Genomic DNA, 14,797 nt, shown 5'->3' on the forward strand with positions numbered 1-14,797 from the left:
AAAGACATAAGATAGATGGTCTTCGTTGACTAGGATTTTGAAACGGATTATACTAAACGTGAGCAATGAGAATACTTGCTCAAAAGGTCTAAAAAAAAAAGAGAAAGAAGGAGAGATTATGAGTGATTTATTTCCAGCAGGACGTGATTTCATGAATTTTGGCAAGAATTTTTTCGAGGATCCTTTTGACCACTTATTACCAAGCACAGCTAATTTCAAAGTAGATATTCGGGAAGAAGTAGACTCTTACATTTTAGAGGCTGAGTTACCGGGTATGGCTAAAGACGCTATTCAATTGAAATATGAAGACAATGTTTTATCGATTGGGGCAACTCAAGAGACAAGTAAGGATGAGAAAGATGATGAAGGCAATTACATTCGCAGAGAGCGGTCAACTAAATCATATAGCCGCCAATTCCTATTAAAGAATGTCAAAGAAGAAGATATTGTGGCAAATTTTGAAAATGGCATCTTGAAGGTAACACTCCCTAAAAAAGCTACAGACGAAACGACTCCTAAACAAATTGAAATTCACTAACCAACTAAAAATTATACGGGAAGGTGTTGAGGCAAAGGTCTCAGCATCTTTTTTCTTGAATATAGTTCAAAAAACAGACTAACTGTCTGCTTTTTGAACTGTATTCAATTAATTTTTAGCTAGGTAATCTATGGCTGCTTGTAGGACGGTCCGATCGTTTTCATAAGTAATGAGAGCCAAAGCCTCTTCAAAATTTAACCATGTGCTATCTAGAACTTCTTCCTCTTGTCTATGAATAGCTTGTTCAGAAGCATATGCAATAAAATAAATCACGTCTTTCACTGTACCCTCATATGGAGAATAGCGGACAACGTGTCTAAACTGAGTGTCCAGTTCAACGTTTAGCTGTGTTTCTTCCATAATTTCTCGTAGTGCAGTTTCTTCTTCCGTTTCAGTACCTTCTGTATGACCTTTTGGGAAAGCCCAGTGGTCTCCATTGTGGTGTTTGATCAATAGAACTTTTGGATCAGCTATTTCTTTTGTGATAATGACAGCGCCGCATGATTTTTCTTGCTTCATTAGCAATTCCTCCTATAAATCAATTCTTTTGACTAGTATACCAAAAGTGAGCTTGAAAGGTTAGCGCTGATTGTTTTTGACAAATTGTAAGTGAAATTGGTTGAAAAAAGGGTGTAATTCTTTTATCATTAGAAGGATGATGAAAGAGACAAAAAATAAACGAACAAAGTAGGAGAAAAGCGATGAAACCTAAATACAATCCATTATTTGAACCTTTTACATTTGCATCGGGAGTCAAAATTGATAACCGTTTAATTATGGCACCAATGACAACAAATTCTTCTTTTGAAAATGGCATGGTTACAACGGATGAAAAAAATTATTATAAGAGACGCGTTGCAGGTCTAGGAGCAGTTGTAACGTCATGTGCTCAAGTGATGGAAAATGGGCGCTTTGCAGGTTCATTAAGTGCAGCGTCAGATAACCGAATCGACAGTCTGTCAAAACTAGCAGCAACGATTCAAGAAGAAGGTCCAAAAGCTATCTTGCAAATTTTCCATGTGGGACGACTTGGATCAAAAAGAACTCTAAGAGGCGAACAACCGGTTAGTGCAAGTGCAATACCTCTTGATAGTGAAGGAGCAGAAGTACCAAGATCTTTATCAGACACGGAAGTACTTGAACTAGTTGATGCATTTGGACAAGCGACTAGAAGAGCGATCCAAGCTGGATTTGATGGCATAGAATTGCATGGAGCTAACAATTATATGCTCCAACAATTTTTCTCACCACACTCGAATCGTCGTGATGATCACTGGGGCGGCTCACTTGAAAAACGCATGAATTTTCCTTTGGCAGTCGTTCAAGCTGCAAAAAAAGCCATTCAAACTTATGCTGAAAAACCTTTCATTTTTGGGTACCGTATTTCGCCAGAAGAAATAAAAGAACCTGGAATTACTATAGAAGATACGTTGCAGCTGGTGGCTAAGTTGAAAGAACAAGGATTGGATTACATTCATGTTTCAACAAATGCATGGACTCAAGGGTCGGTTCGCAAATCAAATGAAGCAACACCTGTTGTTCAACGCATCCAAGAACTTGTTGGGAAGGATTTTCCAATCATTGCAGTAGGATCGATCATCACACCGGATGATGCTTTGAAGACTATGGAGTTGGGTATACCGATTGTTGCGCTTGGGCGAGAATTAGTCGTTGAGCCTGATTGGGTCCAAAAAGTAAAAATAGGAAACGAAACAGCTATTCGTAAAAAAATCAAACCAGAGTATCGTAAAGATCTCATGTTGCCAGATGCCATGTGGGAGTATATCGAAAGCAGACCAGGTTGGTTTCCAATCGTTGATTAAATAAAGCAGTTTATTTTTGCCAGATAGCATCAGTAGGCTAACACCAAAAAAGGACTTTTCACTTAAATGTGAGAAGTTTTTTTGTTTTGGGACAAATAGTTTGGATATCTCAAAAAAATTCTTTAGGAATAGATAAGTAATTGAATGGAAGCTAGCAACATCAAAAATCAAGGTGTTTTTATGCAATAAATACGAACGATTCGAAATGAAAGGGTTTTTAGCTAGGAAATAAGAATAAATGCTTTTTTAATGCTTTACATAAAGTTTTTGAGCGGGTATACTGACGAAGTGATAAAAATAACGAATTATAAAACAATTATAAAAATTAATGTTCGTATTTAATAGGAGGGTCATTTTGAAGGAAAAAATAAATAATTCAGAAATAACGATTGAAATGCCAGGGGAAAAGAAAATAAGAGGGAATGAATCGCCGAAAACCGAATCGAATCTTCTTTACCAAGTAGACGATAAACCAGGTTTTTTCTTAATGACCCTTTTAGGATTTCAAAATATATTAACAGCTTTTGGTGGAATCATAGCCGTGCCCTTAGTAATATCTGGCATTGCAGGATTCGGGATCGCAGATACTTCTTATATGATCAGTGCAGCTTTGTTAGGATCTGGTGTTGTTTCGATCATTCAATCTAAAGGAATCGGTCCGAAATGGTTTCGTGTAGGAGCTGGTCTTCCAACGATCATGGGAACTGATTTTGGTTTTGTCGGACCAGCCAATGCGGTCATCAATACGATGGGCGGAGGCATTGCAGGCTATTTTGGTGGAACCATGATGGGAGCCGTTTTAGAAATCAGCTTAAGTTATTTCATTAAACCGTTAATGAAGTTTTTCCCACCAGCCGTAACCGGAACCGTTATTACATTGATGGGATTAACGTTGATGCCTGTTGCATTTGACTGGGTTGCTGGTGGAGTTGGATCAGCTAATTATGGTTCGTTGCTTAATTTATCGATTGCTACAATCGTATTTTTGATTATTGTTTTACTGAACCATTATGGCAGTTCGAAAATCGGACCTGCAGCTGTCTTGATTGGGATCGTCATTGGCTATGTGATGTGTATTCCCCTTGGTATGGTTGATTTCGGTCAAGTCGTTCGAGCCAATTGGTTCGCTATGCCACAGCTTTTTAAATATGGTGTTAGTTTTGATTTGAAATTTGCGATTCCCTTTATCTCAGGCTACTTAGTAACAGTTATTGAAACCGTGGGTGTGATGCAAACAATTGGAGCTGTAACAGAAACTGAATTAACCGATGATGATATTGCAAATGGTGTCCGAGCAGATGGCGTCGGATCATTTATTGGACCGGCAATTGGGTCAGGCCCAGTAGCGACATTTAGCCAAAATGCTGGATTGATCCCGTTAACGCGAAATGCCTCTCGATCCGTTGCAATCGCCGCGGGTGTTCTCTTGATGGTAATGAGTTTCTTACCTAAATTTGCGACACTTGTATCGATTATGCCGATGGCAGTTTTAGGTGGAGCAGGAGTCTTGATGTTCGGTAACGTAGCCGCATCTGGTGTGAAATCATTGGCTCGTGTAAATTTTGATAACCGCAATCTAGTCATTGTCGCTGCCGGATTAGGTGTTGGACTAGGCGTGGCTTTCCGTCCTGAAGTAGTAGCTGGGCTGCCAGGAATTCTTGGTGGATTATTTTCATCTGGTATTTCGGCTGGAACGATCGTTACCTTAGTTTTAAACATTATTTTGAAGGAAAAACCAACTATGGAAAGCGAAATAGTTTAAATAGCCAAATGTTCATCACTCTGATTTAGGGGTGGTGAATGTTTTTTTATTTTAGGAAGCTTGGAATGTACAACTTATTCGTGAAAGCCCATTTCACTTAAAAGTAAAGTAAGAAATAGCATCTACTCCTATGTGAACAAGGTGTTGATGTAGGAGTGGGACGTGAAGATGGGCTTACTTATACGTCAAACGAGGTTTCATGTAGAAGTAGACTTGAGAACAGTCCTCACTCTTTCGTGAAATACACACCAAACAGAAAAAATTGAATAGCGATGACTACTTCTCACTGTAATACGTCATCTGTCGGGATAAATGACGACGATAAGTCATTTTTAAGATCAGTCGAATTCGTTCTTTGGAGTAGCTTGCTCCACACCATTGGTAAATTCGGTTTGTTGTTATTGGGCTATCAGGAAAGAGCAGTCTAAATTCTAAAATACTTCGCTCAATGGCACTTGTAATGGTTTCTTTGTGAGCACATACAGCGCAAAAGTAAGTTTGTCTTGTATCTCTATAACTAGCTGAGAAACAAACTGGGCATAAAATGCCTTTTTTCAATTGATCAAAATCATAATTCGGTAACTTGTCAGGACGATAAGTTTCATTATGTAACTCGCTTAATTTCTTTCCAAGTTCCAGCTGCTTGTTTGTGGTCGAGAAGTTTTGGTTTGATAAAGTATGAAGGTACTTAGGTAATTGATTTGAAAACAAGAATAGTTTGTTTGGCAGTAGAGAGTAAAGATTGAATTCTGGATTAATAAAAACAATAAGAGGTTGAATCGGCAATTGGTATCCTAAACTAAGCAGCACGTTATGAAGAAAAGTTGCACTTCTGTCGATTTGTCTCAGGGGATTGAGAATTTTGTAGCCCGATTCTGTGAAAAAGGATTCTTCTCTATAAAAGTAAGGGCCGGCATAATTTTTAACTTCATATAAATAGACGACATCTGTCGTGATAAGCAGGGAATCGATTTGGAAAACAGTGTTTCTATAAGTTAGAACGAGATCATTCAATACAAGACCAGACTGGTTAGATTGATTCATGTAGGCATCAAATTGTTTTTCACCTGCGAAACCTTTTACTTGATTTTCATAATTCACTTTTTCCTCAGCTGGTAAATTCATTCGGAAATTCAAAGATTCTAATAGGCGGTGGGTGACCGATTTTGTTCGTTCTTTTAGTAGCATCAGCTTATCGCACTCCTTAACATTTGTTAGTCTCTTTTAGTATAAGAAAAAAATGGCAAAAGTCGTTTTTTATGTCTTAATTCTAATAGAAAAGAATAGTTATCCATGTGATGTAAATTTTCATGGAAGTGTGGAGAGAAAAGTAGGCTTCAGTCTTCCGTGAAATCGGCTAGTACGAAAGAGTGAAGCAAGAAAATTTCTGAACTCCTACATCAAATGACCCTTCACGAAGGAGTGAGACCAGAAAAATCGCTCACTTCTACGTCAAACGAGGTTTCATGTAGAAGTAGACACAAGAAAAGCTCTACTTTTTCGTCAAAGAACTTTAAAAGAATGCCATCTCTAGGTGGCATAAATTTTCTTGGAAGAGTAGAGAGGAAAAAGGGTTCAGTCTTTCGTGAAGCGGTCTAGTACGAAAGAGTACAGCAAGAAAATCTCTGCACTCCTACGTCAATTGACCCTTGACGTAGGAGTCAGACCAGAAAAGGCGCTCACTTCTACGTCAAACGAGGTTTCATATAGAAGTAGACCCAAGAAAAGTTTTACTTCTTCGTCAACGAACCCAACTTAAATAAGCAACTTTAGCTCTTAGGTAATGATAGTGCATTTATTTTAGTAAAAAATAGTTAAGAGTGTTATACTGAAAACGATTTCTCAGATAAAAGGAAGTGAGCTGACGAATATGAAAAGAATGTTTTTAGGTAAAAGTGAATTAATGATACCAAATATTGCGTTAGGATGTATGTCAATGGGGAATTTAACTCCTCAAGAAGCTAGCAAAGTTGTCAACAATGCGTTAGATTTAGAAATCGACTTCTTTGATTTAGCTGATATTTATGGCGGAGGAAAAGCAGAAGAAATGTTTGGGAAAGTGATCGAAATGGATCCTCCTATCCGCGAAAAAATGTTGATCCAATCTAAAGTTGGAATTCGAAAAGACAGTTATGATTTTTCGAAAAAACATCTATTGGAAAGCGTAGACGGCGTTCTTAAACGTTTGCAAACAGATTATTTGGATGTTCTGTTATTACACCGTCCAGACGCACTAGTTGAACCTGAAGTTGTAGCCGAAGTTTTTGATGAATTGGAAAGAAGCGGTAAAGTACGAAACTTTGGGGTCAGCAATCACAATCCGACTCAAATCGAATTATTGAAAAATTATGTCAAACAGCCTCTTGTTGCAAACCAAATGCAATTCAGCGTGGGACACACTGGAATGGTGGATGCCGGTATTAATGTGAATACGAAATTTGATAGTGGGATAGACCGAGATGGCGGAGTATTGGATTATAGCCGTATAGAAGACATGACCTTACAAGCTTGGTCACCGATAAAAAGTGGTGGTGAAATTTTTGTAGATAATGCAAACTTCCCAGAAATAAATGCTATTTTGAAAGAAATTGGAGGACGGTACGGTTTGTCTAACTCAGCTATGGCTATTGCTTGGATTTTACGTCATCCTGCTCATATGCAAGCTATTGTTGGAACGATGACACTGGAACGCCTGAGCGACTACGCTAAAGCCTCTGAAGTAAGTATAACGCATGATGAATGGTACGATATCTACCGAGCTGCTGGCAATAAATTACCATAAATGGGTAGCAGAAAATACTCTTGTAGCTAGTCTGAAATAAAAAAAGGATTCTTTTGACTTCAATCAAAAGAATCCTTTTTTTGCTGCTAAAATAACTAAATTGTCGCAATATTAAAAATAAATAAAAAAAGAAGATTAAAGACTTAAGAAATACCAAAAAATACCGATATGTTATTTAGCAATCGTTTATCTAAAAAAGACTCATGAAAACTTTCAATCAAATATACATCAGGTTGTGAAAAGAGTTCTTTTAAAGAAGAGATACATAGGGGGAATCATTAGTGAAGAAAAGACTTAAAAAGAATAAGAATGATAGAAAGAAAAGTATTAAGGTAGTCATTATTCCTACATTAATAGCTATGATTACCATACCGATTGTTATTGTGTTAGTCATGAATTATTACAGCACGCAAAACTTGTTGTCTCAACGAATCGAGCAAAGTGAAAAAAATCTAGCAACGCAATTTACGACCCAGTTAGACTGGATTGGTCTAGAACTAGAAAATACGATCAATGCTACGGCAGAAAAACCTGAATTTCAAGAACTTGTTGAAAATGAAGATATAAGTACAACCATTCAAGAAGAGCTACAGTTTGTTAAGACTAATAGTATGTACATAGGAAATACTTATTATGCTCCAGAAGGTCAAGCCATAATCGGCACCGTTGAAGATGTACCGGCAGACTTTGATGCGAGCTCAGCAATGTGGTACAAAAGAGCGGTGGAACGCAACGGAGCGTTGATTTGGAGCGAACCTTATCGAGATGCAGTTACCGGAATGATGGCAATGACCGTTTCCAGATCGATCATTGTCGATGATGTATTCTATGGCGTTTTAGCTATTGATTTGGATTTAGAGAGAATGAATAATTATTTAACATCGATCCAAAACGGAAATACAGGACACTTTTTTGTGGTTTCCGAAGCTGGGGATTATCTAATGTCTAATGACCCAGAAGAAGTTGGAACATCTATTGAGGATAGCAATTTGTTTAAAGAAGCGACTGAACAAACAGGCTTTATTCAAAATGAGCAAGAAATTGGCAGTTATTATAGTAAGGTCAGCCGTCTTGGCATGATCGTTTATGGCGTAGTTGGCGAAGATGAAATGGCTAATGAAGTCAATGCGACAAATCGAGCAGCTTTGATTGGTTTAATGATTGGAATCATTATCGCCGTTTTAAGTGCATTGCTGGCATCTAAGTACGTTATGACGATTACCACAACATTGACTAAAGCTTTCAATCAAGTTGAAGAAGGCGATTTAACGACTGAAATCACTGGAAATGATTTCAACATGTTGCCAGATAAACCTTTTTTCAATAAATTAGCAAAACCAAAAACTATCAATGAAAACAGTGATGAAATTGGACGAATCGCATTTGCATTCAATAAAATGATGCAACAATTCAGACAAATGGTTGGGAGCATTCAACAAAAGAGCAGTTATTTAACTGATATGACTCAAACATTGAATGATATTTCTAAACAAACGACTTCAGCAACAGAGGAAGTATCTGAAACAATCACTGGGATTGCTCAGGCAACAAGTATCCAAATGAAAGATACTGAAGAGACAGTAAACAAAATGGGAGATTTAGCGAAAAGCGTTGGTGAGATTGATCAAAATATCCAACAAATGGGGCAACACACGGATGATACAACGATTGCCAATGGGAGAAATAACCAAATGATGGTCGAGGTTCATGAGAATTGGGAAACGACGATCCAAACGATGGCTAGATTGGGCGAAAGTATTCATGCCGTAAATGAAGATATCCAAAACATTGAAAAAATCGTTAAAGTTATTGATGGAATTTCTGATCAAACCAACTTATTAGCGTTAAATGCTTCTATTGAAGCTGCTCGCGCAGGCGAAAGCGGCAGAGGCTTTGCTGTTGTGGCTAATGAAATCAGAAAGCTAGCTGAGAAGAGTGATGATTCAACAAAAGATATCGCGGCTATCATCAAAGGTATCCAAGAGAAATCAAATGAAATGGTCAGCAAAGTTGAACAAGCCCATTCAGAAAGTGAAACACAAACGCAAACAATCGATGAAGCAATCGATTCAGCAAATAAAGTAACAGACCAAATGGATAAACTGGTTGAAAGTATTTTAAATGTTGCCAGCTTAGGATTTGTCATCTCTGATAAAAAAGATGAAACGTTGGTAGCCATTGAAAACATTGCCGCTTCAGCAGAAGAAAACTCTGCTGGAACGCAAGAAGTATCTGCAAATGCAGAAGAAATTTTGGCTACGATGGAAGAATTTTCTTCAAGTATTGCCAAATTAGAAACCATTGCAAATGAATTAAAAGAAGAAACGGATCAATTTAAGTTAGCATAAGATAGCTATAAGAAAAACACGGATACGTGCATTCGGAAAAGAGTGTGCGTATCTAATAGAATAAATAGAGAACGTGGAGGAGTAGTGAAATGGAAAAGTTTGTTGTTTTTAGTAGCAGTGGCCAAAGCTTTGCCATTCCCATTGAAGTAACCGAAAAAATTATACATGTTGAAGAATTAACTCGCATCCCAGATACCTCAAGCTATGTGTTAGGTGCGATAGATTATGGTGAAGGAATTTTACCAATCGTTGATTTAGGCGAACGTTTTTTTCAAAATAAAACAGAAATCACGGCTGATACGAAAGTAATCGTCATCAATTGGCAAGAGAAGAAGATTGGGTTAGCGGTAGATAAAGTAACTAATATTCAATCATTTGAAAGTGCAGATCAAGAATCACCAGAAAATGCCGACCAAAAAGCGGCTAGTTATGTGGTGGCTTTTATCCGCACAGAAGAAGGCATCATTTTACAATTGGATGTAGATAGCATTTTTTCAAAAGATGGTGTGCAAGAATTGGTGTCATTAATCAATCGATAAAAATGGATAGGTTAGAGGAATGGTGAGAATGGATGGCAGATGAATTCAGAGTGGGTATTTCAGATTATAAGGTAACACAGCAGCCAAATTCCTTGATAACAGTGGGGCTGGGTTCATGTGTGGGGATCGCTATTTATGATCCTAAAACAAAAATTGGTGGATTAAGCCATATCATGCTGCCTGATAGTAGTGCTTTTAAAGAAGCTAACAAAATTGAAAAATTCGCTGATTTAGCCATTCCTCAGATGGTATCCGAAATAAATAAGCAAACAAACGGCAATCCGTTGGTTGCCAAGATAGCAGGCGGTGCGAGTATGTTTCAATTTTCTAAGGATCTTCCCCATGGAAGTATCGGAGATCGAAATGTGCTGGCTGTTGAAGCAGTATTGAAACAACTAGGGATTCCTTTATTAAACATTCATACTGGAGGGAGCATGGGCAGAACGATGATCGTCGATCTGGCCACCTTTACGGTAACGATTCGAATGGTGAATAGAGAAATAATTGTATTGTAAAAAGGGATAGGGGAGTAACAGATAGTGAACATAAAAGTATTGGTTGTGGATGATTCTCCTTTCATGAGAAAAATTATTACTGAAACAATAACAAGTATTGCTGGCTTGGAAGTTGTTGGTACGGCTAGAAATGGTCGTGATGCACTAAAGGCGATCCCGCTGCTTCAACCAGATGTCATCACGTTAGATATTGAAATGCCAGGATTGAATGGGTTAGAAACGCTTGAAATCATAAAAAGAGAACACGAAGTACCGGTTATTATGATGAGTTCATTCAGTGGAGAAGATAATACGATTGCAGCCCTTGATTTAGGCGCAATGGACTTCATTGAAAAACCGCTCGATATCAGAAACCAATCAGATGCATTTAAAAATGAAGTAGCTGATAAGATAAAACCCTTATTTGAACAGAAGAAAACGGATATACCAGTAGAAAAATCACTGTTACAACTAAATGGATTAGAAAAAAGGCTGCCAAATAAAATAAAAGCTATTGTGATTGGTGCTTCTACCGGTGGACCTAAAGCTTTATTTTCAATCATTCGGTCTTTACCGGATAACCTAAGCTTTCCTATTTTCATCGTTCAGCACATGCCTAAAGGTTTCACGACCTCCTTTTCTAAACGCTTAGATAAAGAATCGAGTGCAACAGTCGTTGAAGCAGAAGAGGGAATGGCAATAAGAGGAGGTATGGTATATGTTGCTCCTGGCGGGTATCATATGCTGATTGAAAATAACCAAATCAAATTAACTGAAACTGATAAGATTCACGGTGTGAGACCGGCTGTAGATTACTTGTTCGAAACCGCAGCTGAGGCTTACGGCAGTGGCTTGGCGAGTTTTATTCTAACGGGGATGGGTCAGGATGGAGCTCGTGGCTTAGCTAAAATAAAAAAAACTGGTGGATTTACAGTGGCGCAAAACCGAGAAACATCCATTGTTTATGGGATGCCGGGCAACGCGGTACAAAAAGGTGTTATTGATGAAATTGCGAGTCTAAATGAAATTTCAGAATTAATCAATTGGATGATAAGGGTGAGAGGCTAATGTTGAATTTCGAATTTTTTTATGCATGGACAAAAGAACATTTGAATATTAATCTAGATGGATACAAAGAAAAACAGCTTCAACGACGTATTGGAACAATCATGAAAAATACTGGCGCTGTGACGCTAGAAGAATATGCGCTTAAAATACAAGCAGATCCAATCGTTAAAAAGAATTTCCTGAATTACATTACGATCAATGTAACAGATTTCTTTCGTAATAGAGAAGTGTTTGATGAATTTGAAGAATTGATGGTAACGTACCTTGAACCGCGTTTTGGTCCTTTGAAAATTTGGAGTGCAGCGTGTTCTACCGGAGCAGAAGCCTATTCACTAGCTATGATCATGGACAACCATAACATTGCGCAAGCAGAAAAAATAACCGCTACGGATATTGATGAAACGATCTTAGCAAGAGCCAAAGAAGGTGTTTTTTCTAGTATGGAACTCAAAAATGTTGACGATGAAAATCGCAAAAAGTACTTCACTCATGAAAATCATACTTTTTACTTATCGAATCAAATCAAAAATAAAGTAGCTTTTAAAAAACATGATTTGATTGGAGATCGTTTTGGAAGAGACTATCACGTTATCGTCTGCCGCAATGTGACCATTTATTTCAAAAATGAAGTAAAAGAAGTGTTGTATCAAAAATTCAGTGATGCGCTCGTTCCAGGAGGATTGTTTTTCACAGGAGCCACCGAGACCATTTACAGCCCTGAAAAGTATGGCTTGATTAAACGTGCTTCATTTATTTATGAAAAAATCTAATTAGCAAATAAGAGAAGTAACGAAGGGGAGGGATACGATGGACGAAAATAGCAAATACCTCGATTTATTTTTTGAAGAAACAGATGAACATTTGCAAAGCTTGAATGAACAAGTCCTTGCATTAGAAATCAATCCAGAAGATTCCAGTATTGTAGACGTCATGTTTAGATCAGCTCACACCATCAAAGGGATGGCTGCGACCATGGGCTACGATACGATGGCTAAATTAACGCATAAAATGGAAAATGTCTTTGATCTATTGAAACAAAAAATCATTTCAGCCGATGGAACCTCGATTGCATTGGTCTTTGATTGTTTAGATACATTATCTGACTTAGTGGAAGATTTAAGAGAAGGCAATGAGGCAGAACGGGATATTACAACCCTTATTCAACGGTTGGATCATGTAGCTACAGGGGAAAGTGCAGTCGGTGCAGCTTCCGCAATCGAACAAGAAACGGGTTCATTGCTTGATCTAACGTTAGAAAAAGTCGAGGACTCAGATTTAATGATCATTGAAGCCGCTAAAGAAGATGGCTACAATGCATATGTGCTAGCTATTGGCATCGATGAAGACAGTTCAATGAAAAATGCGCGTGTATATCTTGTGATGAGCAAGTTAGAGCAACACGGAGATGTCTTGTACTCAGAACCGGGGACAGAAGTTCTAGAGAATGATGACTTTGGCAACATCTTCAAATTGATTTATGTCAGTAAATTAGATGAAGAAACGGTCCTTAACTTAGCATTAGACAATAGTGAAATTGAAGAAGTCTTGATTCAAACGATTCATCAAGCGGATGACTTGATTGTAAAAAAAGCAGCTGTTCAACCTGAACAACTGGAAGAAAAAAAATTGGAAGCAATCGTTGAAGCCATTCAAGCACCAACGAAAACAGCGACCAAAGGAAAAATGCAAAGTCATGTAGCAAATCAATCGATTCGAGTCGAAATTGGGAAATTAGATTCCTTTATGAATTTGGTTTCAGAATTGGTTATTTACCGCACACGACTAGAAGATTTAAGCGATCAATCATTGGTTTCTGAAATGAAAGAACCGCTTGAACATGTAGCAAGAATCAGTTCAGAATTGCAAGAATTGGTTCTGAAAATCAGAATGCAACCGGTCAGCACAGTGATGACTCGTTTCCCTCGCATGATTCGCGACTTAGGCAACGAATTAGGCAAAGAATTCGATTTAGTGATCGAAGGGGAAGATACCGAATTAGACCGGACAGTGGTTTCAGAATTGAGCGAACCATTGGTGCATTTATTGCGGAATTCGGCGGACCATGGGATAGAAATGCCAGAAGAACGTGTGAGACTAGGCAAAGATCCAAAAGGTCTGATCAAAATCACAGCTTATCAAGAAGGAAACCGAGTCGTATTGACGTTGACTGATGATGGCAAAGGCGTTAACCCAGTAATAATCAAAGAAAGTGCTGGACGAAAAGGCGTTTCAACTGAAGGAATGAGCGACAAAGAAATCCAACAATTGATTTTTCATCCTGGCTTTTCAACCGTTAAAGAAGTGACCAACATTTCTGGACGTGGTGTGGGAATGGATGCAGTCAAGCAAAAAATCACTGAATTAGGTGGAACCGTTGAATTAGAAAGTGTCGTTAATAAAGGAACAGTTTTTAAAATCAACTTACCATTGACTTTATCGATTATTCAATCACTGCTGGTAAAAGTTGGACAAGATGCGTTTGCCATTCCTTTAGGGATCATCAAAACAATCGTTAAGGTAACTGAAGAAGACATTATTCATGTGCACAACCGTGAAGTTTATAAATACGAAGGACTGGCTATTCCGGTCGTACGATTGAACAAAACACTAGGTATGGAGACAACAGAAGATTCCAACTTGCATTTGGTCTTGGTAAAACAAGGAGATAGCTACAGTGCTTTAGCAGTTGACGATTTGATTAGACAACAAGAAATCGTGGTTAAAAAACTGGGTCAAGAGTTGAATATGCTGAAAAATTACTTAGGGGCCACTATTCTAGGAGATGGCAGTATCATCTTGATTTTGGATGTGTCAGCCATTTGTAGTGAAAGAATGGGTGAAGCCAGTGGAGTCTAATTATTCAGCTACCGAATTAGATGTACTAAAAGAAATCATCAATATTGGCGGCGGACATGCCGCAACGAGTTTGTCTCAATTGATCGAAAAACCGGTCCATATGACGGTTCCAGTGATTGAAATGATGGCTTATGAAGATGTTTATGAGCAGATCATGGCTGAAGAAACGGTGATAAAAGCCATCATTATAAAAATGATGGGCGATGCAGAAGGCGTATTTTTATTTACAGTCGATCAGCAGTATTCAAAAGATCTAGTGTCGATGATGTTGCCAGAAAACACCCCTTATTCAGAAGCTATGGCTGATTCAGCCTTACAAGAGCTGGTGAATATATTGGTCAACTCATTTTTGAATGCGGTTATGAAATTAATAGACCGAAATTTGGTCACATCTGTACCAATTATTATTGAAGATATGTTTGGTGCGATCATGAGTAGCATCTATATGGAACAAAGTCAGTATGATAATGCCATTATGATTATAAAAAATGAATTTTATTATTTAGGAGATCGATTAGAATCTTCATTGTATTTTGTCCCGAAACCAGGGATAATAGATAAGATGTTAAAAGCACTAACAGTTTGAG

At 37.9% G+C, this 14,797-nt stretch carries 13 protein-coding genes; 11 read left to right on the forward strand and 2 right to left on the reverse strand.

The features are described 5' to 3' along the window. Nucleotides 1-118: 118 nt before the first annotated feature. Nucleotides 119-538: an Hsp20/alpha crystallin family protein gene (locus BP17_RS02400; protein WP_035051323.1), complete on the forward strand. Its 420-nt coding sequence runs from the start codon at nucleotides 119-121 to the stop codon at nucleotides 536-538. A 108-nt stretch (nucleotides 539-646) separates the two neighbouring features. Here BP17_RS02400 and BP17_RS02405 read toward each other — a convergent pair whose 3' ends face one another. Then, complete coding sequence (locus tag BP17_RS02405; protein ID WP_035051324.1) at nucleotides 647-1,057, reverse strand: bis(5'-nucleosyl)-tetraphosphatase; 411 nt, start codon at nucleotides 1,055-1,057, stop codon at nucleotides 647-649. Nucleotides 1,058-1,239: 182 nt separating this feature from the next. On the opposite strand from BP17_RS02405, the gene BP17_RS02410 reads away from it, so the two are divergent. Together BP17_RS02410 and BP17_RS02415 are read left to right on the forward strand one after the other, a co-directional pair. Next, nucleotides 1,240-2,361: an NADH-dependent flavin oxidoreductase gene (locus BP17_RS02410; RefSeq protein ID WP_035051325.1), complete on the forward strand. Its 1,122-nt coding sequence runs from the start codon at nucleotides 1,240-1,242 to the stop codon at nucleotides 2,359-2,361. Between the two features lie 355 nt (nucleotides 2,362-2,716). Further along, nucleotides 2,717-4,123, forward strand: a complete 1,407-nt coding sequence (locus tag BP17_RS02415; protein ID WP_198022501.1) for a uracil-xanthine permease family protein — start codon at nucleotides 2,717-2,719, stop codon at nucleotides 4,121-4,123. Between the two features lie 276 nt (nucleotides 4,124-4,399). Here the strand turns inward: BP17_RS02415 and BP17_RS02420 are convergent, their stop codons facing one another. Further along, on the reverse strand, nucleotides 4,400-5,311 hold the full coding sequence (locus tag BP17_RS02420) for a nuclease-related domain-containing protein (RefSeq protein ID WP_035051326.1): 912 nt from the start codon (nucleotides 5,309-5,311) through the stop codon (nucleotides 4,400-4,402). Between the two features lie 682 nt (nucleotides 5,312-5,993). Here BP17_RS02420 and BP17_RS02425 point away from each other — a divergent pair. From BP17_RS02425 to BP17_RS02460, 8 genes are all read left to right on the forward strand, one after another. Next, a complete protein-coding gene (locus tag BP17_RS02425; protein ID WP_035051327.1) occupies nucleotides 5,994-6,905 on the forward strand; it encodes an aldo/keto reductase in 912 nt (303 codons plus the stop codon). A gap of 281 nt (nucleotides 6,906-7,186) precedes the next feature. Beyond that, nucleotides 7,187-9,253: a methyl-accepting chemotaxis protein gene (locus BP17_RS02430; protein ID WP_035051329.1), complete on the forward strand. Its 2,067-nt coding sequence runs from the start codon at nucleotides 7,187-7,189 to the stop codon at nucleotides 9,251-9,253. Between the two features lie 89 nt (nucleotides 9,254-9,342). Next, the gene (locus tag BP17_RS02435) at nucleotides 9,343-9,792 is read left to right on the forward strand and encodes a chemotaxis protein CheW (RefSeq protein WP_035051331.1); all 450 of its coding nucleotides are present in this window, start codon (nucleotides 9,343-9,345) and stop codon (nucleotides 9,790-9,792) included. 32 nt (nucleotides 9,793-9,824) lie between these two features. Continuing rightward, nucleotides 9,825-10,307, forward strand: a complete 483-nt coding sequence (locus BP17_RS02440; RefSeq protein ID WP_035051333.1) for a chemotaxis protein CheD — start codon at nucleotides 9,825-9,827, stop codon at nucleotides 10,305-10,307. A 24-nt stretch (nucleotides 10,308-10,331) separates the two neighbouring features. After that, entirely contained in the window at nucleotides 10,332-11,354 is a 1,023-nt protein-coding gene (locus BP17_RS02445) for a protein-glutamate methylesterase/protein-glutamine glutaminase (RefSeq protein ID WP_051910417.1), read from the forward strand. Further along, nucleotides 11,354-12,124: a CheR family methyltransferase gene (locus BP17_RS02450; RefSeq protein ID WP_035051334.1), complete on the forward strand. Its 771-nt coding sequence runs from the start codon at nucleotides 11,354-11,356 to the stop codon at nucleotides 12,122-12,124. The genes BP17_RS02445 and BP17_RS02450 overlap by 1 nt, the downstream gene beginning before the upstream one ends. Nucleotides 12,125-12,161: 37 nt before the next feature. Then, a complete protein-coding gene (locus BP17_RS02455) occupies nucleotides 12,162-14,210 on the forward strand; it encodes a chemotaxis protein CheA (protein ID WP_035051335.1) in 2,049 nt (682 codons plus the stop codon). Beyond that, nucleotides 14,200-14,796, forward strand: a complete 597-nt coding sequence (locus tag BP17_RS02460; RefSeq protein WP_035051336.1) for a chemotaxis protein CheC — start codon at nucleotides 14,200-14,202, stop codon at nucleotides 14,794-14,796. The genes BP17_RS02455 and BP17_RS02460 overlap by 11 nt, the downstream gene beginning before the upstream one ends. The last annotated feature ends 1 nt before the right edge of the window (nucleotide 14,797 follow it).

The sequence above is a fragment of the Carnobacterium pleistocenium FTR1 genome, assembly GCF_000744285.1.
In the GTDB taxonomy this organism is placed as follows: domain Bacteria; phylum Bacillota; class Bacilli; order Lactobacillales; family Carnobacteriaceae; genus Carnobacterium_B; species Carnobacterium_B pleistocenium.